Here is a 23,489-nt window from a genome sequence, read left to right as displayed (position 1 = left end):
AAGCACGCCTTGCGCGTGCTTTTTTCGTTTACTCAAGGTGCTTTACTTGTGATTTGTGTCTGATTTTTGTACGACTTACGTGTAATCCACACCCCCGCCCTGCCTCCCCCGGCAACATGGGCTCTCGCCAGGGGCTATAATGCTCTCGATTAATTTGTTGCAAACTTTTGAAGTCATTCTATGGAGATTCACATGCAAGGTAAATTATTGGTAGCTGCACTGTTCGCAACGCTTCCTCTGGCCGCATCGGCGCAGTCGAGCGTCACGGTTTATGGCATTGCCGACGCATCGATCGCGCGCGAAGACACTGGCGCGCCGGCCGGCGGCCGTAACATCGTCGCTTCGGGCAACCAGTCGACCAGCCGTTTTGGCTTTCGCGGCACCGAAGACATCGGTGGCGGCCTGAAAGCCATGTTCAACCTGGAAGCGGGCGCCCAGTTCGACACCGGCATGGGCGACTCTGCCTTGTTCGGTCGCCGCGCAGTCGTTGGCCTGGAAGGTTCGTTCGGCCTGATCACGATCGGTCGCGAGTACTCGCCAATCGCCGACGTTGCAGGTTTGACCGATATTAACGGCCAGGGTTTCTACGGCACCAACTTGAATTCGTTCAACGCCGGCCGCCTGACCCGCCGCCTGAGCAATTCGGTCAACTACAAGTCGCCTTCGTACTCCGGCTTCAAGCTCGGCCTGGCCTACAGCGCCGGCGAAGTTGCCACCGGTGCCTCCCAGAACCTGAAGGGCGTGTCGGCCTCTTACACGCTGGGCAACCTGTACCTGGGCGCCGGCTACCACACCATCGAGCGCCAGCTGAGCGGCGACGACAAGGAAATGATCCTTGGCGCGGCTTACAAAATGGGCGACATCGAGTTCCGCGGCAACTACATGACTGCCGATCCAACTGGTGCCAACAACCAGTACGAGCAGCTCAACGCGGGCGCTTCGTACGCCTTCGGCGCCAACAAAGTGTTCGGCAACTACCAGCGCAGCGAGCTGGAAAACGGCGCGCGCGGCAACGGTTTCAGCGTGGCTTACTCGTACACGCTGTCCAAGCGCACCAATGTGTACGCAGCGTACGCGACGATCCGCAACAACGACCAAGCCGTGTTCGGCATCAACTCGGCAGGCAGCAGCGTTGTCGTGCCGGTCGCGTCGCTGGGCGCCGATCCTAAGGCGTTCACGCTCGGCATGCGTCATATGTTTTAAGTTTTACCCGCAATGCAAAAAGCACGCGTCAATGCGTGCTTTTTTCGTTTACGGCGCAACATCCATGGATGTCACTTCAGGCGGCAAGTCAGCATCCAGTAATACTCCAGCCGCACGATCTTGATTTCGCGCACCGACGAGGCCAGCTTCTTGCGCAGCGCGCTGTCGGACGGATAGGTCTTGGGAATTTCATAGCGCTCGCCATCGGGCGCGGTGCGGATCTGGTACGTATTGCCTTCCATATCCGTGCGCGCCACAGTCTCGCTGCTGCCTTCCACATACGCGTCGTCCAGCAGCACGATCCACATATCCTTGCCCACCCTGGCACGCAACTGCGCCAGGAATTTCTCCTGCACTTCGCGCCCCACGTGCGACCACCAGAATCCGATGAACACGGCCGTAAAATCGCCTATATCTTCCGGCAAGTCATAGGCATCGGCGACGCGCAGCGTGACTTTGTCGGCCGGCATCGCGCGCAAGGCGGCCATGGCGATCATTTCCGGATTGATGTCGGTGGCCACGACCTTGTCGGCCACCTCGGCGATGATGCGGGTCCAGTAGCCGGTGCCGCAGGCGAGTTCGAGCACGGTGTGCCCGCGCAAGGCCTCGGCGACGTGCCCGCGCATGGCTTCCAGGTCATCCTGGCGTTCAGGGCGGTCGTAGATGCGGTCGTGGTTGGAAGCGCTCTTGGCGTAAAACTGGGCAGATTGTTCGGTAATCATGTTTTTCTTAAGGTAATACGTTGCGTCACAGCTCGTAGTTGTCTTTGTTGCCACTCATGGCGGACTCGACCAGCTTGCGGTTCAGCGTGGGCGCCAGCAGCTCGATAAAGGTGTAGATATAACTGCGCAGATAAGCGCCCTGCTTGACCGCCACCCGCGACACATTCATGCCGAACAAGTGGCCGACAGGAATTGCCCGCAGGCTTTTGTCGCGCTCGGCATCGAAGGCCATCCCCGCTATGATACCAACTCCCATGCCAAGTTCGACATAAGTCTTGATGACGTCGGCGTCGATAGCTTCGAGCAGCACGTCGGGCTTGAGACCGCGCAGGCCGAAAGCGTGGTCGATCTTGCTGCGCCCGGCAAACGCGCCATCGTAGGTAATCAAGGGGTAAGTCGCGATTTCTTCCAGCGACACGGCCTTCGATTTTAACAGCGCATGGTCGGGCGGCACCACGACTACATGCTCCCATTGATAGCACGGCAGCGTGATCAGGCCGTCGATGCCGGCAATCGATTCGGTGGCGATGGCCAGATCGGCCTGGTCGCGCTGGACCATCTCCGCAATCTGGCGCGGATTGCCTTGCAGTAGCGACAAGCGCACCTTGGGATACTTGAGCATGAACGCCTGCACCACCTTGGGCAGCGTGTAGCGCGCCTGCGTGTGCGTGGTGGCAATGGTGAAACTGCCGCTGTCCTGGGCCGCATATTCCTTGCCTATACGCTTGAGGCTGTCGATTTCCTGCATGATCAGTTCCACCGAGGCCAGCACCAGCCGGCCGGGTTCGGTCAAGCCGCGGATGCGCTTGCCATGGCGTGTGAAAATATCAACGCCGAGCTCTTCCTCAAGTTCAATAATGGCCTTGGACACGCCCGGCTGGGACGTGAACAGCGCCTTGGCCGCGTCGGTCAGGTTGTAATTCTGGCGCACCGCTTCGCGCACAAAGCGCAGTTGATGAAGGTTCATTGCTATTTTTTCTCTATTTCTTCAGTAAAAGCCCTGCCCGAGCATTTTAAGTGATTGCTTATGCCTGATACGCATATAAGCAAATAAATTCTTAGTCCTTTGGAATATAGACGGAGTTTATTACCATTGGGGCTAGTTTGGGGAGACTCTGGTGCTCTGCCCCGCGCATCAAGACCGTAAAAAAACAGGATTACATATGTATCGCTACGACAAATACGACCATCTCATCGTCAAGGAACGCATCGCGCAATACCGCAGCCAGGTGGAGCGCCGCATCAACAATGAGCTGGACGAAGCCGAATTCGTGCCCTTGCGCCTGCAAAATGGCCTGTACATGCAGCGCCACGCCTACATGCTGCGCATCGCCGTCCCGTACGGCCTGCTGTCGGCAAGCCAGATGCGCATGTTCGGCCACATCGCGCGCAAGTACGACCGCGGTTATGGCCACTTCACGACGCGCCAGAATATCCAGTTCAACTGGATCGAACTGGAGCAAACGCCCGACATCCTGGCCGACCTGGCCTCGGTGGAAATGCACGCCATTCAAACGTCGGGCAACTGCATCCGCAACATCACGTCCGACGAATACGCGGGCGTGGCCGCGGACGAAATCATCGATCCGCGTCCGTACGCCGAAGTACTGCGCCAGTGGAGCACCTTCCACCCGGAATTTGCCGCCCTGCCGCGCAAGTTCAAGGTGGCGATCAACGGCGCCGTGGAAGACCGCGCCGCCATTGCCGTGCACGACATCGGCCTGACGGTGGTGCACAACGACGCCGGCGAGATTGGCTTTAAAGTCATGGTCGGCGGCGGCATGGGCCGCACCCCGATCCTGGGCAGCACCGTGCGCGACTTTTTGCCGTGGCAGCACATGCTCACGTATATCGAAGCGGTCATGCGCGTGTATAACCAGTACGGCCGGCGCGACAACAAGTACAAGGCGCGCATCAAGATCCTGGTCAAGGCGCTCGGCGTGGAAGCATTCACGCGCCTGGTCGAAGCAGAATGGCTGGACTTGAAAAACAGCCCGTCCACCTTGACGGTCGACGAGATGAACCGGGTGGCCGCCTACTTCACGCCGCCCGCCTACGAGCAGCTTGAGAGCACCGACCCGCTCGCCGAGCACGCCGGCAACAAGGCGTTCTCCAACTGGCTGCTGCGTAACGTCAAGGCGCACAAGGTGCCGGGCTACGCGATCGTGCTGCTGTCGCTGAAAAAAACCGGCGTGCCGCCGGGCGACGCCACCGCCACCCAGATCGACTTCGTGGCCGACCTTGCGGATCGCTACAGCTTTGGCGAACTGCGCGTCACGCACGAACAAAACCTGGTGCTGGCCGACGTCAAGCAGGGCGAGTTGTTCAAGCTGTGGCAAGAGATCAAGGCTCATGGCCTGGCCACGCCGAACATCGGCCTGCTGACCGACATTATCTGCTGCCCGGGCGGCGACTTTTGCTCGCTGGCGAACGCCAAGTCGATCCCGATCGCCGCGGCCATTGCCGAGCGCTTCGACGACATCGACTTCCAGCACGATATCGGCGAGATCGAACTGAATATCTCCGGCTGCATCAACGCTTGCGGACATCACCATGTGGGCTCGATCGGCGTACTGGGCGTGGACAAGGACGGCAGCGAGTTTTACCAGGTCTCGATCGGCGGCGCGCAGGGTAACAACTCGGCCATCGGCAAGATCATCGGACCATCGTTCTCGGCGCTGCAAATGCCCGAAGTGATCGACCGCCTGCTGCAAGTGTACGTGCGCGAGCGCGCCGAGGACGAGCGCTTTGTCGACACCGCGCAGCGCCTGGGTGTCGCCCCGTTCAAGGAACATGTTTATGCCACGCCGATCAAGGCGGGCAACCTGGTTGGAGAAGACCATTATGCTTGAAAATCACCCACAGATCATCAAGGGCCGCGAAGTCGTCGCCGACGATTGGAGCGTATTGCGCCTCGATGAAGGCCAGACTGCTGCTGACGCCGTCGTCCCCGAAGGCAAAATCATCGTGCCGCTGGCCGTCTGGCAGGCGCAGAGCGCCGTGCTGTCGTCGCGCGCCGCAGTTGGCGTCTGGATCGCTTCCGACGAGCGCCCTGAAGTGTTGAAAGGGGAGCTGGACAAATTTGCCGTTGTCGCCGTCGACTTCCCCAAGTTCACCGATGGCCGCGGCTATTCGATCGCCTATAACCTGCGCATGCGCCTCGCCTACACGGGCGAGCTGCGCGCCATTGGCGACGTGCTGCGCGACCAGCTGTTCCAGATGCACCGCACCGGCTTTGACGCCTTTGCCACGCGCCAGGACCGCAACATCAACGATGCGCTCAAGGGCTTGACCGACTTTTCAGAGGTCTACCAGACATCGGTCGACATCAAGGCGCCGCTGTTTCGCCGCCTCGAGCGCGATGTGCGCGTCGAGAGCAGCGACGTCGGCTTTGGCATCTGAGGGCGCGCGCATGAGCGATATCACCGCACTGGTGGCAAGCACCAGCGAGACGCTGGCGCGCATCGCGGCCGAGTTCTCGCCCGCCGTCTTCGCCTCCAGCCTGGCCGCCGAAGACATGGTCCTCACCGACCTGATTTTAAAAGCCGGCCTGCCGATCGGGATTTTTTCGCTCGAGACCGGGCGCCTGCACCCCGAGACGCTGGCCGTTCTCGACCAGGTCAAGGCCACCTACGGCTACGACGTGACGCTGTACAAGCCGCAGGAAGCGGCCGTGGAAAACTACGTGGCGCGCAATGGCTTGAATGCGTTCTACGACAGCGTCGAGATGCGCCGCGAATGCTGCCGCATCCGCAAGGTGGAGCCGCTCGGACGCGCGCTGGCCGGCAACAAGGCCTGGGTGACGGGCCAGCGCCGCGCGCAGTCCACCACCCGCGCCGAACTCGATGTGCAGGAAAACGACCCGGCGCACGGCATGACCAAGTTCAATCCGCTGGCCGACTGGTCGGAGGAAGATGTCTGGAACTACATCCGCGCCAACCAGGTTCCGTACAATGCGCTGCATGACCAGGGCTTTCCATCGATCGGTTGCGCACCGTGCACGCGCGCCGTGCAGCCGGGCGAAGACGTGCGCGCCGGGCGCTGGTGGTGGGAAAATCCGGACTCCAAGGAGTGCGGGCTGCACATGGTCGACGGCAAGCTGATTCGCATCAAATCCGTAGCTGCTTGAATTTCAATTGGCTGAACAAGAACAGGTCCACGCAATGAATACAACAACAGACATCCCACGCGTACTTACCGACGTCAATGCGCGCCACCTCGACGCGCTGGAATCGGAAGCGATCCACATCATGCGCGAAGTGGCGGCCGAATGCGCCAATCCGGCCCTGCTTTTCTCGGGCGGCAAAGACTCGGTGGTGTTGCTGCGCCTGGCCGAAAAGGCCTTCCGCCCGGGTAAATTCCCGTTCCCGCTGGTGCACATCGACACCGGCCACAACTTCGCCGAAGTGATCACCTTCCGCGACGCCCGCGCCGCCGAACTGGGTGAGCGGCTGATCGTCGGTTCGGTCGAGGAATCGATCCGCAAGGGCACCGTGCGCCTGCGTAACCCGGCTACCGATTCGCGCAATGCCGCGCAGGCGGTCACGCTGCTCGAGACCATCGCCGAATACAAATTTGACGCCTGCATCGGCGGCGCGCGGCGCGACGAAGAAAAGGCCCGGGCCAAGGAACGCATCTTTTCCTTCCGCGACGAATTTGGCCAGTGGGATCCCAAGGCCCAGCGCCCGGAACTGTGGGACCTGTATAACACCCGCGTCCACCCGGGCGAAAACATGCGCGTGTTCCCGATCTCGAACTGGACCGAACTCGATGTCTGGCTTTACATTCAGCGCGAAAAGCTGGCCCTGCCGCCGATCTATTTCGCGCACGAACGCCAGGTCATCCCGCGCAATGGTTTACTGGTGCCGCTGACCGATTTGACGCCGGCGCGCGAAGGCGAAACCGTTGAAACGCAAGTGGTGCGTTTTCGCACCGTGGGTGACATTTCATGCACCTGCCCCGTATCATCGAACGCCACGACGGTTGAAGCGATCATCGCCGAAACGGCCGTTACCCAGATCACCGAACGCGGCGCCACCCGGATGGACGACCAGACCTCCGAAGCGTCGATGGAAAAACGCAAGAAAGCAGGATACTTCTGATGAACGCCCGCATTGACCCAAGCTCCGACACCCTGACCGAACGCGGCCTGCTGCGCTTTATTACCGCCGGCTCCGTCGACGACGGCAAAAGCACGCTGATCGGACGCCTGCTGTTTGACAGCAAAGGCATCTTTGCCGACCAGCTCGACGCCATGTCGCGCTCCAAGCACAAGCGCACCGTGGGCGACGCAGTCGACCTGTCGCTGCTGACCGATGGCCTGGAAGCGGAGCGCGAACAAGGCATCACAATCGACGTCGCTTACCGCTACTTCGCCACGCCCAAGCGCAAGTTCATCATCGCCGACACGCCTGGCCACGAACAGTACACGCGCAACATGGTCACCGGCGCCTCGACGGCGGACGCGGTCATCATCCTGATCGACGTTTCCAAGGTCAAGCTGCGTGAAGACGGCGGCGTCGACCTGCTGATCCAGACCAAGCGCCACTCGACCATCGCCCACCTGCTGCAAATCGAGCACGTGGTCGTCGCGGTCAACAAAATGGACCTGATCGGCTACGACCAGGCCATTTATGATCGCATCGTCAAGGCTTACCAGGAATTTGCCGCCACGCTGGGCTTGAAGGACATCACCCCGATTCCCTTGTCGGCCCTGACGGGCGATAACGTCGTCGAGCGCGGCGACAAGCTCGGTTGGTACGAAGGCCCGACCCTGATCGAACTGCTCGAGTCGCTGTCGGTCTACGACGAGTCGCACAATGCGCCGTTCCGCTTTCCGGTGCAGCTGGTGGCGCGCCACAACGGCCACGAAGCGAACGACTTCCGCGGCTACATGGGCCGGATCGAAGCGGGCAAGGTCAGCGTCGGCGACAAGCTGGTGGTGCAGCCTTCGGGCCAAAGCGCCACCGTCAAGGATATCGTCACGCTGGAAGGCTCGCACCAGTTTGCCGTGGTGGGCCAGTCGGTCACGCTGCTGCTCAATGAACACCTGGACATTTCGCGCGGGGACCTGCTGGCAGGCGCCGACCAGCCGGCCACGCTGCTCAAGACGCTCAACGCAGACGTGTGCTGGATGTCGGACGAGCCGCTCGACCTGCGCCGCAAATACTGGATCAAGCACGGCACCAAGCAGACGGGCGCCAAGGTCACGGCGATTGACACGCTGCTGGACATCAACACCCAGCAGCGCCATCCCGCGCAAGGCTTGAAGCTGAACGACATTGCGCGCATTTCGCTCTCCGTGCAGCAGCCGCTGGCGGCCGATGCGTATGACGACATTCGCGCCACCGGCGCCTTTATCCTGATCGATGAAGTGACCCACCAGACCGTCGCCGCGGGCATGATCCGTCTGGGCGAATAAGGCAAGCACCATGACAGCTGTTCCCGGAAAAGTCTACCTGGTGGGGGCCGGCCCCGGCGCCCAGGACCTCATGACGCTGCGCGGTGCGCGCCTGCTGGCGCAAGCCGACGTGGTGCTGCACGACGCGCTGGTGACCGCCGAGATGCTGGAACTGTGCCCGCAAGCGCAGAAGATCCTGGTTGGCAAACGCTGCGGCCAGCTGTCGACGGCGCAGCAGTTCATCAACAAGCAGCTGGTCGACAACGCCAAAAAACACGCCATCGTGGTGCGCCTGAAAGGTGGCGACCCGATGCTGTTCGGGCGCGCGGATGAAGAATTGCGCGCGCTGGAAGAAGCGGGAATCGCCGTTGAAGTGGTGCCGGGCATTACCACGGCGCTGGCGGCGGCTGCCGCAACGCGGCAACCGCTGACCAAGCGCGGCGTATCGCGCAGCGTGGCGTTTTTTACGTCGAGCACGGCGCCCGAGCACGCGGGGCAATCGGCCATTCCCGACACCGATACGCTGGTGCAGTACATGGGCGGGCGCGAGGCGAGCGTGACGGCGCAGCGCATGCTGGACCAGGGACGGCGGCCCGACACGCCGGTGGTGGTGATTGAAAACTGCAGCCGGGTCGATCAGCGCATTTTCAGGCTGACGCTGGCGACGCTGGCGCAAGGGCTGGGACAGGCGCATGGACCGGTGCTGGTGATGCTGGGCGAGGCGATGAAGCAGCGCGAGAAGCAGGCGTCAGATGCCGCGGAGCCGGAGCCGAAGCCAGCGCGCCTGCGGGCATAAATCGATATATTGAGCAAGGCGTAGGGCGGAAAAGCCCGCAGGGCGCATTTTGCCAAGCGTTCCGGGGACCTCTCGGCGGAATGCGCCCTGCGGGCTTTTCCGCCCTACAGTAGAGGCTTTGCGACTACCTACACAAACCGCTGGTCATGCTCGTCAATCTCCCACTGCAGCTTGTCAGCACTCGCGTAGGTCAGTTCCGCAATGTTCCCCAGCCTGGCAAAGGCGCGCTGCAAGCGCGCGCTGAGCTGCGGCGACTGCATCCCGGCCAGCTGGCAACGAATCTCCCGAATATCTTCCTTTAAACCGCGCAAGGCGTTGCGCAGTGCGTGATCGGTATCGATTGCCTCGCCGACCTCATCGTGCATGCGCGAACGCAAAAGATTGATGCGCTCACCCATCAGATGGAGGCGGTCGCCAAGCCGGTCCAGCCGTAACGCGCAGCGCCGTTCGGCGCCAAACGAAGCGAACGCAACTTCAGTGCGCCGGAACACGTCAAGCACGTTGGCAAACAGGTATTTGAGGGTGTTTGCAAGCATGATCAGACCCAATCGAATCGCAGAAAATATCAAGAAAGTCTGGTCCCAATCACGGTGCACGTCAAACGTTCACGTCCCGTTTGACACTGATTTAAAACAAACGAACCGATTATTTACCGGGTGCGTTTTTGGCGCTTGCAAACCCGGGCGCCATGGGCCATAATCCAAATGCGAATAATTCTCATTTAACAGGAGGTGAGCCGATGACTAAGCACGCTTTACCGCAGCACGCCGCGGCGCCGGCCGCCCGGCAAACGCAGCCGGTGCGTCTGAGCAGCCACGACTTGCTTCGGCAAGCCCGGTCGATCGAGATCGAGCACGAGGGCAAAATCTACCAATTGCGGCTGACGCGCTTGAACAAGCTGATCCTGACCGCCTGAATTTTCCCTGAATTCCCCTGAATGCAGCCAGCCATCCGCCACCATGCGGCAAGCGAGCCAATCAACCACCATTATTAGGAGCGTTGCATGGCTATCGACCTGACAAATTCCCCCTCAACCGCGCCCGGTTTGCCGCCCCAGCCGGAACTGCTGGTCTCCAGCGCGCTGCACTTGATGACCCACTACAGCGCCCAGGCCGGGCAGGCGGGAGCGTGCGTGAAGCTGGCGTCGGTCATTGAACGGCATTTGAAGGCGCTGGCCGGCCATGGCGACCTGAACCCGGTGCTGCGAGCCACCTGCCAGCAGTTGTCGGAGCAGTGGGCCCTGGTCGTCGACAAGGCGATGCCGCGGCCGACCCGGCCGAAATTATTCCCCAGCTTCGGCCCGCGCAGTCACTGACCGGCATTGCGGCGCCGGGGTCTGAGCTGGGTCCGAGCTGGGTATGAGCTCGCACGCCCCAACTAGTCAGGCTTTGGCGATGGCGCAGCCGAAAGGCGCCAGTGTCTGGCCGCGCACACCGTGCGCGTACAGCATCTGCTGGGCTTCGAAGGCGGCGGGCAGCGCGCAGGCGGTGTCGGCGAGGTTGACCGCGACCAGCAGACGCGCATCGGCATTGCTGCGCCAGTACACCAGCAGCTGGGGAACGCCGCTGCGCACGAAGTGCACCGCGCCCTGGCGCAGCGCCGCATGCGCGCGGCGCAACTTGATCAGCGCCTGGTAATGCTTGAACGTGCTTTGGTCGAAGCTGTCCCAGTCAAGGCGGAAATCGTCGAACAGCGAACGCCAGTCCTGCCAGCGCGGCTCGTTGAATTCCTGCCCCATCATCAGGTGCGGCACGCCGTCAAGCGTGAGCACGACGGCGGCCGCAGCCAGATGCAGCGCAGGGCCAAAGTAGCGAAAAGCCCTGCCCTGCTCCTTTTCTTCCAGCCAGCGCATGCGCAGCGCCCCGCGCGGGAAGGTGTAGGTGGACTCTTCCCATTGCCAGCGCAGCGCGTTGGCCGTCGCTTCGCCGGCGGCGATGCGCAGCATGGTCTCGCGCGCGCCGCCGTCGTACGTCAGGTCGCAGGCGTCGAGGTGATGCAGTTCGTCGGTCGATTGTGAAATCAGGCCGATGTCGGGCCGCACGGCGACCAGCGCGGCGCGGATCTCGTCCAGGAAGTCGAGCGGGGTAATGTCGGCGTCGTCAAAGCGCATGCCGTCAAGATCAAAGCCGGTCACCCAATCCTGCATGGCCTTGAGCAGCCAGGCGCGCAAGTGGCGGTTGCTGAAGTCGAAACCGGCGAAACAGGCGCGGTCCGGCACCGCATAGTAAATTGCGCCGCCGGCGTCGCGCATAAACCATGCAGGATGGCTTACGGTGAGCACGTTGTCGCAACTGGCGCGGTTGAGCGTCCAGTCCAGCATGATGCGCATGCCGCGCGCGTGGATGTCGGCCACCAGCGCGCGCAGTTGATCGGCAGTGCCCAGCTCCGGATCGATGGCCATGAAGTCGCGCACCGCGTAGGGGTCGCCCTTCTCGCCAATGCGCGCGGCCACGCCGATGGGCTGCACCGGCATTATCCAGATCACGCTTATGCCAAGCTCCTGCAGGTAGCCCAGGCGCTCGCGCACGCCGTCAAAGGTGCCGCCGAAGGCACGCACCGACAGCTGGTAAATCACGCCATTGGCGAGCCACGGCGCACTTGCTACAGCGCTGCGGCGGCGGTACAGGTCGCCGGGCGTTTGCTGGGAGGCCTCGCCGGCCCGTACGAACACGTCGCCGAACTCGTTGATGGTAAAGCAGGAGTTGTTCTGCGCGTCTTCCGAAATCCAGGGATTGGCGGGGTCGACGATCTAGTCGCGCCCATTGACGACGTACTTGTAGTGATGGCGTCCGGGTTTGGCCGGCACCATGGCCTGCCAAGTGACGGCGCCCACCCGCGTGAGAGGGAAGCTGTCGCCCACCCAGTTATTGAAGGTGCCTGCCACCGCGACGGAGTCGATGCCGGCCCCGCCGTCGAAAGTAAAGCGGATGCCGCGCGCGGTTTTTTGCGGCAGCAGGTCGGGCCGCAGGGGTGGATTGGTGGTTGTCATGATGGCAGTATTTTACCGCGTGGCGCAGCGCTTTTACAACGCCTGCCCATCGCCAACGCCGGCTACGGTCAAGCCGATCTGGAGAACGCCGCCACGCAGTAGTCGGTCATGGCGTTGAGCACACCGGGGTCTTCGCCGACCGCGCCGGCCACGCGCAGCGCGAGCTGCGGATGGTCGCTCTGCAGTTGCTCGACCATCAGCGGCAGGTCGCGCAGCAGATGCCCGCCCTGCCCCAGGAACACCGGTACGATGGTGATGTCGGTCACGCCGCCGGCGATCAGCTCGGCCACATGGGCGGGCAGGCGCGGCTCCATCAATTCCAGGAACGCCAGCGACACCGGTACCTGCGGCATGCGTTCCTGGGTCAGCGCGGCCAGCCGCTCGAACGGCGCGGCCCACGACGCGGCGCGCGCGCCATGGGCAAACAGGATCAGGGAACGGGTCATCAATGCCTTTCAACGCGCCACAGCGCGACTAATGCGAGTGCCAGGAACACCAGGCTGGGCGCGATTGCCGTCAGCGGCGCCGGCATGGAACTAAGTACGCCCAGGCTTGCGGACAAACTATTGACCAGCATGTAGCCGACACCGAGCATGATACCCGCAAAAATCTTGATGCTGATCCCGCCGCTGCGCGTTTGCAGGTAGGCGAACGGCAGCGCGAGCGCCATCAGGACGAAAATGGCAAGCGGATCGAAGAGCTTTTTCCAGAAGGCGATCTGGAAGCGCTCGCTCTCCTGCTTGTTCTCGCTCAGGTGGCGCGCATAGACGGCCAGCTCATTGGCCGACATGCGGTCTGGGTCGGAGGCCGAGACGGATATGATCTTGGGCGTCACCTCGGAAACGAGGTCCATCCCCGGCAGCTTGCGCGTGACGACCCGGCTGCTGTCCTGGCCGTAGTTGGACAAGCCCTGCTGCCCTGCGGCCGTCGCCGGTGCGGCGTCCGGCGCGGTGTTTGAAAACACGGTCTGCGTGACCTCTTCCAGGCGCCAGGTGTTGTTGCCCTTGTAGCTGCCGCGCGCGGCGGTGATCAGCGATCGCATGCGAAAGTTGGTGTCGAATTCATAGAGCCGCACGTCGATCAGCTGGCCGTCATTGCGAAACTGGCGCACGTTAAAAAAACGCGAACCCGTCACGGCGCCGGTGATGCCCTCGCTGCGCACCACGTCCTTGGTCCACATGCCGCTGACGAAGCCCTGGGTGACGGTGGCGCCGCGCGCGGACAGGCGCATGCGTTCGGCCACCGGTGCGGTGCGCGGCGCGATCAGTTCGCCGAATATAAAGGTGATCAGCACCAGCACGATACCGATCTTGAACAGCATCCAGGCGGCCTGCCGGGTTGACATGCCCGACGCGCGCATGATCGTAAATTCGGAACTGGCGGCAAACTGCGCCATCGTATAAATGGTGCCCAGCAGCGCGGCGATCGGCATCACGACATACACGTGATACGGCAAGCGCAGCAGCACGAACAGCAGCGCGTGCTGCAGCCGGTAGCCGTTGTTGCCAATCACAGGCAACTGCCCGGTCAGGTCGAAGAACGCGTTCAACGCCAGGAAAGCGACCAGCACGAAGGCAACCGCCTGGGCGATCGAGACGGCGAAATAACGCTGCAGGATTTTCATGCCGCACTCGCCTTGCAGCGCGGCGCGTGCCGGCGCCGCTTGAGCGCCGCCCACAGCACCTTGGGATGGAGGCGGTGATTCACATTCAGGCGCCAGGCGAACATTCCCACCACCCACAGCGCTACGAGCAGGTGCAGCGGCCACCAGGCCGTGGCAAATTGCAGCTTGCCGCGGGCAACGGCCGACTCGGTCATCTTGGCCAGGTTAATGTAGGTGAAAAAAATCAGCAGCGCCACGATCATATTGGCCGCGTTACCGGCACGCGGATTGACGAAGCCGAGCGGAATGGCCAGCAAGATCAGCAGCAGGCAGGTCAGCGGCTCGGCGATGCGATACAGCAGTTCGGCGCGATTTTCCGGACTCGGCGCCGCTACCAGCGCCATGGTCGACATCGCGTCGGGCGGCAAGGCGCCGCCGGTCACGGGCATCTTGGTGGCCACGCGCATGCTGTAGCGTTCAAACTCCATCGACTGGAAATCGGCCTGCCCTGGCGTGCCCTGATAGCGTCGGCCGTTCTTGAGAACCAGGAATTGCCCGCCCTTGCCGTCCGCCTCGATCACGCCTTCCTTGGCGACGACGACGGTATTGATCTTGTCCTCGACGGTATTGACAAACACGTTTTGCACCACGGTCGATTCGCCCGAGACGCCTTCGACGAAAAACACGCGGTTGCTGGAGGACGATTCGCGAAACTGGCCGGGCGAGACTTTTTTCAGGTCTTCGCGTGTTTCGAAACGCTGGACGAACTCCGTGCTTTTCATCTTGGCCCAGGGACCGGCGTAAAGACTGACGACGGCGGTGAGCAGCACCAGCGGCAGGCCGAAGGTCATGACGGGCCGGACCCAGCGCACCAGCGACAGGCCCGAGGCGAACCACACAACCATCTCGGAATCGCGATAGCTGCGCGTGACGACGGCCAGAACGGAAATAAAGCTGGTGAGAGTCAGGACAGTTGGCAGATAATTCAGCATTGCGAAGAAGATCAACGCGACCACGTCGCCTGTGGCGACCTTGCCACCGGCGGCCTTGCCAAGAATGGCGATCAGGGTCCAGGTAACGAGGATCGAAAACAGTACGGTGAAGGTAGCTCCGGCCGAAGCGGCCAGTTCACGTTGCAAGGCGCGTTGAAAAATCATTCGAAGTTGGACATCATAGTTTAGGCAGTGCGCGTCAAATACGCGAAAAACACGACATGGAGATTCAAATGGACTTTAGCATAAAAGCATTCGATACAAAAAACACCATCGCGTCGGCCAAAACAGGCTGTATCGCGGTTGCGGTATTCGAAAACAAAAAACTGTCGCCGGCAGCGAAAGAGCTCGATCACGGCGGAGAAATCAGCGCCGCGCTCAAGTCCGGCGACATCACCGGCAAGCCAGGCACCACCTTGACGCTGCGCGGCCTGGCTGGCGTGGGCGCCGCCCGCGTGCTGCTCGTCGGCCTTGGCAATGAGGAGTCGGTCAGCGAGAAAAGCTTTACCACTGCGGTGACCGCCACGCTCAAGGTGTTCTCCACACTGGGCGCGACGGACGCCATTATCGCACTACCGATGGCCGATGTGAAAGAGCGCGACGCCGCCTGGGCGATTCGCACCGTGCTCTGCTGCGCGCACGAGGCTGCCTTTCGCACCGACGGCCAGAAGAGCAAGAAGGATCCGGCGCCTGCGGGCGTGAAAAAAGTCACGCTGGCGCTCGATGCAACGGCCCAGGCCAAAAATGCGCTGGCGCAGGCGCAAGCGATCGCCAACGGCATGGACCTGACCAAGGAACTGGGCAACCTGTCGGCCAATGTGTGCACCCCGACCTACCTGGCCAACACGGCCAAAAAGCTGGCCAAGGAATACAAGTTCGACGTCGAGATCCTCGACCGCAAGCAGCTTGAAGCGCTCAAGATGGGCAGCTTCCTGTCGGTCACCAACGGCAGCGACGAGCCGCCGAAATTCATCGTGCTCAAGCACATGGGCGGCAAGTCGAAGGACGCGCCGGTGGTCCTGGTCGGCAAAGGCATCACCTTCGACAGCGGCGGCATTTCGATCAAGGCCGGCGCCGGCATGGACGAGATGAAGTACGACATGGGCGGCGCCGCCTCGGTGCTGGGCACCTTCCGCGCGCTGGGCGAAATGAACCTCAAGCTCAACGTCATTGGCGTCATCGCCAGCTGCGAGAACATGCCGTCGGGGCGCGCCACCAAGCCGGGCGACATCGTCACGTCGATGAATGGCCTGACGATCGAAGTGTTGAACACCGACGCCGAAGGGCGCCTGGTACTGTGCGATGCGCTCACCTACGTCGAGCGCTTCAATCCGGCAGCGGTGGTGGACATCGCCACGCTGACGGGCGCCTGCATCGTCGCACTGGGCAACCATAATTCGGGCCTGTTCACCCGCAGCGACGAGGCGCACGAAAAGCTGGCGGCCGAACTGCTCGCCGCCGGCAAGCAGACCAGCGACACCGCATGGCGCCTGCCGATCGAGGAAGCCTACAACGAGCAGCTCAAGTCGAATTTTGCCGACCTGGCCAACATCGGCACCCCTGGTGGCGCGAGCGTGACGGCGGCGTGCTTCCTGGAGAATTTCACGCGCAAGTACACCTGGGCGCATTTGGATATCGCAGGTACGGCGTGGAAGTCGGGCGGGTCCAAGGGCGCGACCGGGCGTCCGGTGCCGCTGCTGACGCAGTTCTTGATCAACCGCGTGTAAGCAGCGGTTGTTGAAGACAAAAAGCGGCCCGTGCGGCCGCTTTTTTGTGCTCAAGAATACGACGGCGCTGCCACTCGTGTGAACGCGCCGCAGTCAGGAGCGTAGGTCGGATTGCGCTGGCGCTTATCCGACCTACCGCTTGATCCCGAAGGACGAACGGCCAAAGCCATGCAGTGCCGCCTTCGCGAGGACGATATGGCAACAGGCGTACTTTCCGACGCTCTCAATACACAGGGTTACCCGGATTGCCCTGCTGCGTCCCGGGGGCCGCTGCCGCCGGCCTGCTCGCCTTCATCAGCACCGTGAGCGTCTCGGGGTAATCAAACCCCGCTCCGGTTTTTTTATCGAGCAGATACCCCAGGCCGGCCGTTGCCACATTGCCGATCATGGCGCTCGCATTGGGCCTTGACGCAAAGCGCTCCTGCCCCACGCTCTCGGTACCCCTGCGACAGTCCACGAACAGATTGCCCGCGCTGCGCCTGACCGATACGCGACCGGGCGCCGTGACGAACCAGCGCCCCGCGTCATTGGTGATCACGCAGCCCACGCCCGTGATTTCACGGTTGTCGAAGATGGTATGAATTTCAAGCCGCTGCATGGGCGACTCGCTGATCGTCGCGCAGCCCGCCAGCGCAGCGGCCAGCGCCAGCGCGCCCCAGTGTCTTGTGAATGCCATGCCATCCTCCTTTAGCGTTGAGTGCTGCAGCGCCTACTGTAGCGGAATTGGCTGGTTCGCGGGTACCGGCACGGCCGTCACGCTGTTTTTCGGGCTGCCCTCGATCAGCTTGTCGGAGTAAACCAGGTAGACCAGCGTATTGCGCTTCGGGTCCACCATGCGCACGACGCGCGTGTGCTTGAAAAAAATCGACGCGCGCTCGCTGAACACTTCTTCGGTGCGCGCGACCTTGCCGTTGAAACTGAGCGCGCCCACCTGGCGGCAGGCGACGGACGAATCGGACTTGTCTTCGGCCAGGCCGATGGCGCCCTTGATGCCGCCGGTCTTGGCGCGCGACAGGTAGCAGCTCACGCCGCCCACCTTGGGGTCGTCAAACGCTTCGACCACGATCTTGTGATCGGGCCCGATCAGCTTGAACACGGTGTCGACCGAACCGATGGTCTCGGCATTGGCAAACTGGAAGGCGGCAGACAAGACGACGCCGATGGCCACATGGCTTATGCGCATAAAAAATCCTGGAGGTTGCGGCCGCATCATGGGCCTGGCATTACGGTACCGGCGTGAAGCGCTGCACGAGCGTGCCGTCGACTTCCACCAGCTGGAAAAACACGTCTCGCGGCCGGGTCCAGAAGGACCCGTCGGGAGCCGTGTAGACAATCATTTCGGACAGGTCCGATTCAAGCGTGGCCACGCATACCAGCTGGTACAGGCCACCCTTGTAGTGCCGAAACTGCATCAGCTTTCGGACTTGTCTTCGGCCATGGCCTTCTGCTTTTTCTTCAGGCCCTGGATCACCTTGAGCACGCCTTCAATACCGGCGGTGTCGTCCAGGTCGCTGAAAGCGTCGAGCACTTCGTTGAGCACGCGGTTACGCACGGCGCTCTCGTCGGACGTGGCGGGCGCGGCGGCGCGCACGCTCTCTGGGCTGACCTCTTTCGCGGCAAGCTTGGGCGCTGCATACTTCGTCGTCGCTGCGGCAGTTTTGCCATGCGCTAACGCTGCCTGCCAGATTACCCAGCGGCGCTGCGTCTCGAATACGAGGTATTCCTCGGGTTTGTCTTCGCGGCGGCGTACGATGTGACCATCACGCTGGGCCCATGCTTCAAATGCATTGCGCATTTCGATCCTTTACAAATGCTGTGTTCGCATTTTTATCACTAATTGAAACACGTAGTTTCGAATTAGAACCACCTGTCTGGCTGCCTTGGAAGCACAGCTTTTCAGGACTAGTAGTGCCTGATTCTACGGAAAACATGTAAGCGCGGTCGGTGCACAAGCTTACCGCCACAACTTATATTACGCTCTCCGTTATAAGAATGCAATTTTTAATTCCCGTCGAGTAACAATAGTACGAAACCCGCGTAAAGTATTACTGTTGTTACACTTTGCAACACTTATAGGCTGTTCTGCAGAAAAAAGCAATAGTGTCGTGAAATTAACATAGCATAACTTGCCAAGAATCTTACTGCGACATTAGCACAAGTTGCCTTGGATCATTATAAAACAGAATAAATTCGGTGGTCGCGCGATCTTGCACGAAATTGCGGCTGGGTTGATACTGCGCATACCTGCAACATTTATACAACACTACAACATGAAAATCGCTACCTGGAACGTCAACTCCCTGAAAGTCCGCCTGCCGCACTTGCTCACGTGGCTAGCTGAAAACCCGGTCGACGTGCTCTGCTTACAAGAGACAAAATTAACAGACGATAAGTTCCCCATCGCACAAATTAATGAAGCCGGTTACCAGGTCGCGTTCAGCGGCCAGAAAACGTATAACGGGGTAGCGATCCTGTCGAAGCATCCGATCAGCGACGTGGTCAAGAACAATCCCCGCTATCCGGACGCGCAGCAGCGCATCCTTGCCGCCACGATAGCGGGCAGCCGTTTCATTTGCGCTTACGTGCCCAACGGGCAGTCGGTCGACTCCGACAAATACGGCTACAAGCTGGCATGGCTTGCCGCGCTGCGCGACTGGCTGGCCGACGAGATGGCAGCGCACGCGGGCGCTGGCCTGGCCATTTTGGGGGACTACAACATCGCCCCGGCCGACCAGGACGTGCATGACCCGGCGGCGTGGGCCGGACAGGTGCTGTGTTCGGACAAGGAGCGCGCCGCCTTGACTGCGCTGACCGACCTGGGTTTGACCGATGCGTTTCGCATGTTCCCGCAGCAGGACAAGTCGTTCAGCTGGTGGGATTACCGGATGCTGGGTTACCAGAAGAACAAGGGGCTGCGGATTGACCACATCTTGCTGTCGGCCGCGCTTGCCGAGCGCTGCGTGGCCTGCGCCATCGACCGCGCGCCGCGCAAGTGGGAGCAGCCGTCGGATCATGCGCCGGTGATTGCCACGCTGGCGTAGCCCTTGTGCCGGGCGAAACAGCAAATGCGCGCGCTACCGTAAGCCGTCGGCGGCGCCTGGCGCAATGCACGCTGCGCGTTTTTGCGCCCTACGTGTTCTTCAGAACCTCGGCGGCCTCGCGCGCCTCCAGCGGCTGCGCAAACAGGTAGCCCTGCGCGTACTGGCAGCCGTTCTGCTGCAGCAGCGCGTACTGCGCTTCGGTCTCCACGCCCTCGGCCACGACCGACAGCTGCAGGCTGTTCGACAGCGCCATGATGGCCGCCACAATGGCGCGGTCCTCGGTGCTTTGTTCGAGGTCCTTGATAAAGGCGCGGTCGATCTTGATCTTCTTGACCGGGAAGCGCTTCAGGTAGGCCAGGCTCGAATAACCGGTGCCGAAATCGTCGATCGACAGGCGGATTCCCATGTCGTTGATCTGCCCGAGAATTTCGAGCGTCTGTTCGCCGTGCTGCATCAGCGCCGTTTCGGTAATCTCGAATTCGAGCAGCGCCGGATCAATCCCGGTTTCGTCGAGCACGCACTGGATCGACTCGATCAGCCCGCGGTGCATGAACTGGCGCGGCGACAGATTCACCGTCAGCGGTACCGGTTTGAGTCCCTGGCGCTGCCAGGCCATGCTTTGGGCGCAGGCGCTGCGCATCACCCATTCGCCGATCGGCACGATCAGGCCGTTCTCTTCGATGATCGGGATGAAGTGGTCCGGCAAAATCAAGCCATCGTGCGGCCGGCGCCAGCGCAGCAGCACTTCCATCGCGTGCAGGCGGCGCGTGGCGGTGTCGATGATCGGCTGGTAAAACAGCTCGAACTCGTCCTTGGCCATGGCGCCGCGCAGGCTGCTCTCAAGTTCAAAATGCTGGGCTGCGGCCTGGTTCATGCGCTGCATGAAGAATTGGTAGTTGTTGCGCCCGTTCGCCTTGGCGTGGTACATGGCCGCGTCGGCGTGGCGCATCAGCGTTTCGACGTCGGCGCCGTCGTCCGGATACATGCTGATGCCGATCGACGGCGTAATGTGCAGCATGCGTCCTTCGAACGGGAACGGCAAAGCCAGCGCTTCAATGATCTTTTCGGCCACGTGGCTGCATTCTTCCGGCTCGCGGATGCCCGGCACCAGCACCACGAATTCGTCCCCGCCCAGACGCGCCACAGTGTCGCTGGCGCGCACAGCGCGGCACAGGCGGCTGGCCACTTCCTTGAGCAGGTAGTCGCCGGTCAGGTGGCCGAGGGAATCATTGATGGTTTTAAAACGGTCGAGATCGATGAACATGACGGCCAGCTTGCGCTCGGAGCGCTGCACGGCCAGCATGGCGCGGTCGAGCCGGTCCGACAGCAGCGCGCGGTTGGGCAGGCCGGTCAGGCTGTCGTGGTAAGCCATGTGGTGCACGCGCGCCTCGGCCTGGCGCCGCTCGACGATCTCGGCCTGCAGCAGCGCGTTGGCGCCGGCCAGCTCAGCGGTGCGCTCAAGCACCCGCACTTCGAGTTCGTCGCGCGCGCGCCGGATCGCTTCGGCCGCCTCGCGGCGCGCCGTCACATCATCGACCAGCCACACCGAGCGGCCGGTAACACGTTCCAGTTCGAACGGACGGCCCGACAGGCGCGCCCAGAACAAGGTGCCGTCCTTGCGCACCAGCTGGAACTCGGACATGCTCACGCGCCCGGCCCGAAAGTCGCGCGCCGTCTCAAGGCGCGCCTGCTCCCAGCTGGTCTTGTCGGGATACAGCGACTGCACCGACAGGCCATTGATTTCGCCCGTCGAGTAGCCAAACAATTCTTCCATCTTGGCGTTGCAGCGCAGATTAAAACCGTGTTCCACCACGGCGATGCCGAGCACCGCGCTATCGAGGATGGCCTGGTTTTCCAGCAGCGCGTTGCGCAGCGACTCCTCGGCGCGCTTGGCGTCGGTGCGGTCTTCGATGATCCAGATCGTGCCCTGGCTCGGGTCTTCCGGGTTCACCACATAGCCGATCAGCTGGCACCACATCACCGAACCATCCTTGCGGGCCATCCAGACGTCGGTCTGGAACGGCTTGGCGACCGACAGCAGCGGCCCCGCTTCAGCGCCAACGGCAGCATAGACGTCGTCGCTGGGATAGAGCGCGCGGCCCGGCAGGCCGAGGCCTTCGTCATCATGGTAGCCGAACATCTCGGCAAAGCCGCGGTTGTAGCGCTTGATCACGCGGTTCTTGGTGTACAGGATGCTCATTGACGCATTCGTCATCAGGGCCTGCACCTCGATGAGCGTCTGGCGCGCTTCGGTGACGTCTTCCAGAATCCAGATCGTGCCCTCTTCGCTGCGGTCGGTGTCGACCGCCTTGGCGCGCACCCGGCACCAGAACAATTCGCCGTTCTTTTTCCTGAACTGGTACTCCGCTTTCTCGAACGGCAAGCCGTTGCCCAGCAAGGGTCCGGCGTCGCGCCCGAACTGCTGGTACAGCTCTTCGGACGGGAACACCTCGAGCGCGCGGCGCCCGGTCATCTGGTCGATGGTGGAGCCGAACATCTCGGCAAAGCGCGGGTTACACGACAACATCACGCCGCCCCTGCTGAACAGGATGCCGACCGACGCATTGTCGAGAATCGCCTTTTGTTCGAGCAGGATTTTCTTGGTTGCTTCCTCGGCCGCCTTTTGCGCGCTGCGGTCGTCCAGGATCCAGATCGTGTCCTGGCGCTCGCGCCCGGCATTGATGACGTAGACGTAGGCATGGGCCCAGAAAGTGAGGCCGTCCTGGCGCCGCATCAAGCCGTCGGCCTGGTACGGGCGGCCGGAGCGCAGCAGTGGACCGGCGTCTTCCAGCATCGCGTCGTAGCTCTGCGCGCACGCATACAATTCGCTCGCAGTGCGCCCTACCCCGTCGTCGCCCGCAAAGCCAAAGAATTGGGCGAACTGGCTGTTGTAGCGCAGGATGGTGCCATCGCGCTGGAAGGCAATCGCTAACGGCGCGTTGTCCATGATGGCCTGCATCTCGAGCAGCGCGCGGCGCAGCTTGTCCTCATTATGGTGCGGCTCGTCGATATCCTCGACGATCCAGATCGTGCCGTGCGCGCTATTGTGCGGGTCGACGGCGCGCCCGTAAATACGGCACCACAGCAAGCGGCCATCCTTGCGCCGCAATTCCATTTCACGCGTAAAGGCGGCGCCCGACGAAAGCGCGGGGCCGGCCTCGACGCCCATCTCTTCGTAGCATTGCACCGAAGGGAAGATGCACACGCTGCTCATGCCAATCAGTTCGTGCTCGGCATAGCCCAACATTTCCGCGGCGCGGATGTTGCATTCCTCGATGGTCCGTCTTTTACTGAGGAGGATGCCCACGGCCGCATTTTCGAAGAGCGCTTTCTGTTCGAGCAGTGTGGTGCGCAGTTCGGCAGCGTCACCTTCAAAACGGCGGATATCGGTAAAGACAAAGGTGGCGCCTTGGCCGTTTGCCAGCGGCTTGGCCGTGATCTGCACTGCCACTTCGGCGCCGTTTGCACGCAGCGCGCTTTGCCAACGACAGGCGCTGGTCTGGGCGCTGTGCGCGTGCGCGGCGCCCTCCGCAAGCGCGCCTGCGGCGAACAGGTCGACCAGGCGAACACCATCTACCGCCGCGCCAAGCAGGTCGCGTAGTTCGGCATTGGACGCAAACACGGTGCCCGCAGCGTCGCAGGCGCATGCGGGAGACGCGATCAGCTGTAATGCGTCGACGATGAAATCGTGGTTGGTAAGTGCGCGGTCCATGCAGGAAAACCGCCTGATGAGCGGGAGCCAAGGGAGCTGTGATCATAAACCACAATTGCACCCAAGTTACAAAACTGGCCGAAAAACAAGCGCCCGGAGCGCTCTGGGAGAGTGCTTCCGGGCATTCTTACCACACGGGGCGCGTGGGAATTGGAGACAATTGGAGAAGCATTAGCAAAATGTGTTGGCTAAAAGACAACTACCGGCCCGTCCCGGCACAGTGGAAACGCCAATGCACGCTGCCTTCTACCACGAGAGGACGGCAAGGCAAGCGAGGAAGGCATCCTTCCCCACCCTTCAGCGT

General features: G+C 61.8%; 24 protein-coding genes. 11 read left to right on the top strand and 13 right to left on the bottom strand.

Annotated elements, in window-relative coordinates; genetic code table 11:
* Nucleotides 1-192: 192 nt before the first annotated feature.
* Nucleotides 193-1,203: a porin gene (locus ACP7BV_RS01650; protein WP_426100826.1), complete on the top strand. Its 1,011-nt coding sequence runs from the start codon at nt 193-195 to the stop codon at nt 1,201-1,203.
* A gap of 71 nt (nt 1,204-1,274) precedes the next feature.
* On the opposite strand, the gene ACP7BV_RS01645 is transcribed toward ACP7BV_RS01650, so the two are convergent.
* A complete protein-coding gene (locus ACP7BV_RS01645) occupies nt 1,275-1,925 on the bottom strand; it encodes a class I SAM-dependent methyltransferase (RefSeq protein WP_426100824.1) in 651 nt (216 codons plus the stop codon).
* 25 nt (nt 1,926-1,950) lie between these two features.
* On the bottom strand, nt 1,951-2,892 hold the full coding sequence (locus ACP7BV_RS01640; protein ID WP_426100822.1) for a CysB family HTH-type transcriptional regulator: 942 nt from the start codon (nt 2,890-2,892) through the stop codon (nt 1,951-1,953).
* A 196-nt stretch (nt 2,893-3,088) separates the two neighbouring features.
* Between ACP7BV_RS01640 and ACP7BV_RS01635 the strand changes: the two genes are divergently transcribed.
* Genes ACP7BV_RS01635 through cobA form a run of 6 tightly spaced genes read left to right on the top strand, consistent with a single transcriptional unit; the run spans nt 3,089 to nt 9,121 of the window.
* The gene (locus ACP7BV_RS01635; RefSeq protein ID WP_426100820.1) at nt 3,089-4,777 is read left to right on the top strand and encodes a nitrite/sulfite reductase; all 1,689 of its coding nucleotides are present in this window, start codon (nt 3,089-3,091) and stop codon (nt 4,775-4,777) included.
* Nucleotides 4,770-5,327 (top strand): DUF934 domain-containing protein, encoded by a 558-nt coding sequence (locus ACP7BV_RS01630; RefSeq protein WP_426100818.1) that lies wholly within the window; start codon nt 4,770-4,772, stop codon nt 5,325-5,327. Before ACP7BV_RS01635 ends, ACP7BV_RS01630 begins: the two co-directional genes overlap by 8 nt.
* A gap of 10 nt (nt 5,328-5,337) precedes the next feature.
* Nucleotides 5,338-6,054, top strand: coding sequence for a phosphoadenylyl-sulfate reductase (locus ACP7BV_RS01625; RefSeq protein WP_426100816.1), 717 nt, complete (start codon nt 5,338-5,340; stop codon nt 6,052-6,054).
* Between the two features lie 34 nt (nt 6,055-6,088).
* Nucleotides 6,089-7,027, top strand: coding sequence for a sulfate adenylyltransferase subunit CysD (gene cysD / locus ACP7BV_RS01620; RefSeq protein WP_426100814.1), 939 nt, complete (start codon nt 6,089-6,091; stop codon nt 7,025-7,027).
* A complete protein-coding gene (locus ACP7BV_RS01615) occupies nt 7,027-8,346 on the top strand; it encodes a sulfate adenylyltransferase subunit 1 (protein WP_426100812.1) in 1,320 nt (439 codons plus the stop codon). Before cysD ends, ACP7BV_RS01615 begins: the two co-directional genes overlap by 1 nt.
* Before the next feature lie 10 nt (nt 8,347-8,356).
* On the top strand, nt 8,357-9,121 hold the full coding sequence (gene cobA, locus ACP7BV_RS01610; protein ID WP_426100810.1) for a uroporphyrinogen-III C-methyltransferase: 765 nt from the start codon (nt 8,357-8,359) through the stop codon (nt 9,119-9,121).
* A gap of 128 nt (nt 9,122-9,249) precedes the next feature.
* On the opposite strand, the gene ACP7BV_RS01605 is transcribed toward cobA, so the two are convergent.
* Nucleotides 9,250-9,657 (bottom strand): hypothetical protein, encoded by a 408-nt coding sequence (locus tag ACP7BV_RS01605; protein ID WP_426100808.1) that lies wholly within the window; start codon nt 9,655-9,657, stop codon nt 9,250-9,252.
* Nucleotides 9,658-9,860: 203 nt separating this feature from the next.
* Here ACP7BV_RS01605 and hemP point away from each other — a divergent pair, with 203 nt between their 5' ends.
* Together hemP and ACP7BV_RS01595 are read left to right on the top strand one after the other, a co-directional pair.
* Nucleotides 9,861-10,037, top strand: coding sequence for a hemin uptake protein HemP (hemP, locus tag ACP7BV_RS01600; RefSeq protein ID WP_426100806.1), 177 nt, complete (start codon nt 9,861-9,863; stop codon nt 10,035-10,037).
* Nucleotides 10,038-10,124: 87 nt separating this feature from the next.
* Nucleotides 10,125-10,436 (top strand): hypothetical protein, encoded by a 312-nt coding sequence (locus ACP7BV_RS01595; RefSeq protein ID WP_426100804.1) that lies wholly within the window; start codon nt 10,125-10,127, stop codon nt 10,434-10,436.
* Nucleotides 10,437-10,502: 66 nt separating this feature from the next.
* On the opposite strand, the gene ACP7BV_RS01590 is transcribed toward ACP7BV_RS01595, so the two are convergent.
* The 5 genes from ACP7BV_RS01590 to lptF form a co-directional block, all read right to left on the bottom strand.
* On the bottom strand, nt 10,503-11,792 hold the full coding sequence (locus tag ACP7BV_RS01590) for an alpha-amylase family glycosyl hydrolase (RefSeq protein ID WP_426100802.1): 1,290 nt from the start codon (nt 11,790-11,792) through the stop codon (nt 10,503-10,505).
* A 78-nt stretch (nt 11,793-11,870) separates the two neighbouring features.
* Entirely contained in the window at nt 11,871-12,110 is a 240-nt protein-coding gene (locus tag ACP7BV_RS01585) for a glycogen-binding domain-containing protein (protein ID WP_426100800.1), read from the bottom strand.
* A gap of 68 nt (nt 12,111-12,178) precedes the next feature.
* Nucleotides 12,179-12,556 carry a sirohydrochlorin chelatase gene (locus tag ACP7BV_RS01580; RefSeq protein ID WP_426100798.1) on the bottom strand — a complete coding sequence of 126 codons (378 nt, stop codon included), beginning with the start codon at nt 12,554-12,556 and terminating at the stop codon, nt 12,179-12,181.
* Complete coding sequence (gene lptG, locus ACP7BV_RS01575) at nt 12,556-13,734, bottom strand: LPS export ABC transporter permease LptG (RefSeq protein ID WP_426100796.1); 1,179 nt, start codon at nt 13,732-13,734, stop codon at nt 12,556-12,558. The genes ACP7BV_RS01580 and lptG overlap by 1 nt, the downstream gene beginning before the upstream one ends.
* A complete protein-coding gene (lptF, locus tag ACP7BV_RS01570; RefSeq protein WP_426100794.1) occupies nt 13,731-14,870 on the bottom strand; it encodes an LPS export ABC transporter permease LptF in 1,140 nt (379 codons plus the stop codon). Before lptF ends, lptG begins: the two co-directional genes overlap by 4 nt.
* Nucleotides 14,871-14,938: 68 nt before the next feature.
* Here lptF and ACP7BV_RS01565 point away from each other — a divergent pair, with 68 nt between their 5' ends.
* Nucleotides 14,939-16,432, top strand: a complete 1,494-nt coding sequence (locus tag ACP7BV_RS01565; RefSeq protein ID WP_426100792.1) for a leucyl aminopeptidase — start codon at nt 14,939-14,941, stop codon at nt 16,430-16,432.
* A gap of 223 nt (nt 16,433-16,655) precedes the next feature.
* Here the strand turns inward: ACP7BV_RS01565 and ACP7BV_RS01560 are convergent, their stop codons facing one another.
* From ACP7BV_RS01560 to ACP7BV_RS01545, 4 genes are read right to left on the bottom strand one after another with little or no spacing between them, the layout of a single operon-like run.
* Complete coding sequence (locus ACP7BV_RS01560; RefSeq protein WP_426100790.1) at nt 16,656-17,108, bottom strand: hypothetical protein; 453 nt, start codon at nt 17,106-17,108, stop codon at nt 16,656-16,658.
* A 33-nt stretch (nt 17,109-17,141) separates the two neighbouring features.
* Entirely contained in the window at nt 17,142-17,615 is a 474-nt protein-coding gene (locus ACP7BV_RS01555; RefSeq protein ID WP_426100788.1) for a CreA family protein, read from the bottom strand.
* 40 nt (nt 17,616-17,655) lie between these two features.
* Nucleotides 17,656-17,844, bottom strand: coding sequence for a DUF1653 domain-containing protein (locus ACP7BV_RS01550; RefSeq protein WP_426100786.1), 189 nt, complete (start codon nt 17,842-17,844; stop codon nt 17,656-17,658).
* The gene (locus ACP7BV_RS01545) at nt 17,844-18,227 is read right to left on the bottom strand and encodes a hypothetical protein (protein WP_426100784.1); all 384 of its coding nucleotides are present in this window, start codon (nt 18,225-18,227) and stop codon (nt 17,844-17,846) included. Before ACP7BV_RS01545 ends, ACP7BV_RS01550 begins: the two co-directional genes overlap by 1 nt.
* A gap of 475 nt (nt 18,228-18,702) precedes the next feature.
* Here ACP7BV_RS01545 and xth point away from each other — a divergent pair, with 475 nt between their 5' ends.
* On the top strand, nt 18,703-19,473 hold the full coding sequence (xth, locus tag ACP7BV_RS01540; RefSeq protein ID WP_426100782.1) for an exodeoxyribonuclease III: 771 nt from the start codon (nt 18,703-18,705) through the stop codon (nt 19,471-19,473).
* 88 nt (nt 19,474-19,561) lie between these two features.
* Here the strand turns inward: xth and ACP7BV_RS01535 are convergent, their stop codons facing one another.
* Nucleotides 19,562-23,185: an EAL domain-containing protein gene (locus ACP7BV_RS01535; protein ID WP_426100780.1), complete on the bottom strand. Its 3,624-nt coding sequence runs from the start codon at nt 23,183-23,185 to the stop codon at nt 19,562-19,564.
* Nucleotides 23,186-23,489: the final 304 nt, after the last annotated feature.

The organism is Massilia sp. TSP1-1-2 (assembly GCF_049896185.1).
In the GTDB taxonomy this organism is placed as follows: domain Bacteria; phylum Pseudomonadota; class Gammaproteobacteria; order Burkholderiales; family Burkholderiaceae_D; genus Telluria_A.
Note: the sequence above shows the minus strand (reverse complement) of the source record. Positions and strands in the feature narration are given on the sequence as shown.

Excerpts from the sequence above, each read along its gene's own strand:
- cysD (WP_426100814.1), top strand. The coding sequence starts at position 6,089 with ATGAATACAACAACAGACATCCCACGCGTACTTACCGACGTCAATGCG.
- cobA (WP_426100810.1), top strand. The coding sequence starts at position 8,357 with ATGACAGCTGTTCCCGGAAAAGTCTACCTGGTGGGGGCCGGCCCCGGC.
- ACP7BV_RS01625 (WP_426100816.1), top strand. The coding sequence starts at position 5,338 with ATGAGCGATATCACCGCACTGGTGGCAAGCACCAGCGAGACGCTGGCG.
- ACP7BV_RS01595 (WP_426100804.1), top strand. The coding sequence starts at position 10,125 with ATGGCTATCGACCTGACAAATTCCCCCTCAACCGCGCCCGGTTTGCCG.
- ACP7BV_RS01580 (WP_426100798.1), bottom strand. The coding sequence starts at position 12,556 with ATGACCCGTTCCCTGATCCTGTTTGCCCATGGCGCGCGCGCCGCGTCG.
- ACP7BV_RS01585 (WP_426100800.1), bottom strand. The coding sequence starts at position 12,110 with ATGACAACCACCAATCCACCCCTGCGGCCCGACCTGCTGCCGCAAAAA.
- ACP7BV_RS01630 (WP_426100818.1), top strand. The coding sequence starts at position 4,770 with ATGCTTGAAAATCACCCACAGATCATCAAGGGCCGCGAAGTCGTCGCC.
- ACP7BV_RS01560 (WP_426100790.1), bottom strand. The coding sequence starts at position 17,108 with ATGGCATTCACAAGACACTGGGGCGCGCTGGCGCTGGCCGCTGCGCTG.
- hemP (WP_426100806.1), top strand. The coding sequence starts at position 9,861 with ATGACTAAGCACGCTTTACCGCAGCACGCCGCGGCGCCGGCCGCCCGG.
- ACP7BV_RS01545 (WP_426100784.1), bottom strand. The coding sequence starts at position 18,227 with ATGCGCAATGCATTTGAAGCATGGGCCCAGCGTGATGGTCACATCGTA.
- ACP7BV_RS01565 (WP_426100792.1), top strand. The coding sequence starts at position 14,939 with ATGGACTTTAGCATAAAAGCATTCGATACAAAAAACACCATCGCGTCG.
- ACP7BV_RS01635 (WP_426100820.1), top strand. The coding sequence starts at position 3,089 with ATGTATCGCTACGACAAATACGACCATCTCATCGTCAAGGAACGCATC.
- ACP7BV_RS01550 (WP_426100786.1), bottom strand. The coding sequence starts at position 17,844 with ATGCAGTTTCGGCACTACAAGGGTGGCCTGTACCAGCTGGTATGCGTG.
- lptF (WP_426100794.1), bottom strand. The coding sequence starts at position 14,870 with ATGATTTTTCAACGCGCCTTGCAACGTGAACTGGCCGCTTCGGCCGGA.
- ACP7BV_RS01535 (WP_426100780.1), bottom strand. The coding sequence starts at position 23,185 with ATGGACCGCGCACTTACCAACCACGATTTCATCGTCGACGCATTACAG.
- ACP7BV_RS01555 (WP_426100788.1), bottom strand. The coding sequence starts at position 17,615 with ATGCGCATAAGCCATGTGGCCATCGGCGTCGTCTTGTCTGCCGCCTTC.
- ACP7BV_RS01605 (WP_426100808.1), bottom strand. The coding sequence starts at position 9,657 with ATGCTTGCAAACACCCTCAAATACCTGTTTGCCAACGTGCTTGACGTG.
- ACP7BV_RS01645 (WP_426100824.1), bottom strand. The coding sequence starts at position 1,925 with ATGATTACCGAACAATCTGCCCAGTTTTACGCCAAGAGCGCTTCCAAC.
- lptG (WP_426100796.1), bottom strand. The coding sequence starts at position 13,734 with ATGAAAATCCTGCAGCGTTATTTCGCCGTCTCGATCGCCCAGGCGGTT.
- xth (WP_426100782.1), top strand. The coding sequence starts at position 18,703 with ATGAAAATCGCTACCTGGAACGTCAACTCCCTGAAAGTCCGCCTGCCG.
- ACP7BV_RS01640 (WP_426100822.1), bottom strand. The coding sequence starts at position 2,892 with ATGAACCTTCATCAACTGCGCTTTGTGCGCGAAGCGGTGCGCCAGAAT.
- ACP7BV_RS01650 (WP_426100826.1), top strand. The coding sequence starts at position 193 with ATGCAAGGTAAATTATTGGTAGCTGCACTGTTCGCAACGCTTCCTCTG.
- ACP7BV_RS01615 (WP_426100812.1), top strand. The coding sequence starts at position 7,027 with ATGAACGCCCGCATTGACCCAAGCTCCGACACCCTGACCGAACGCGGC.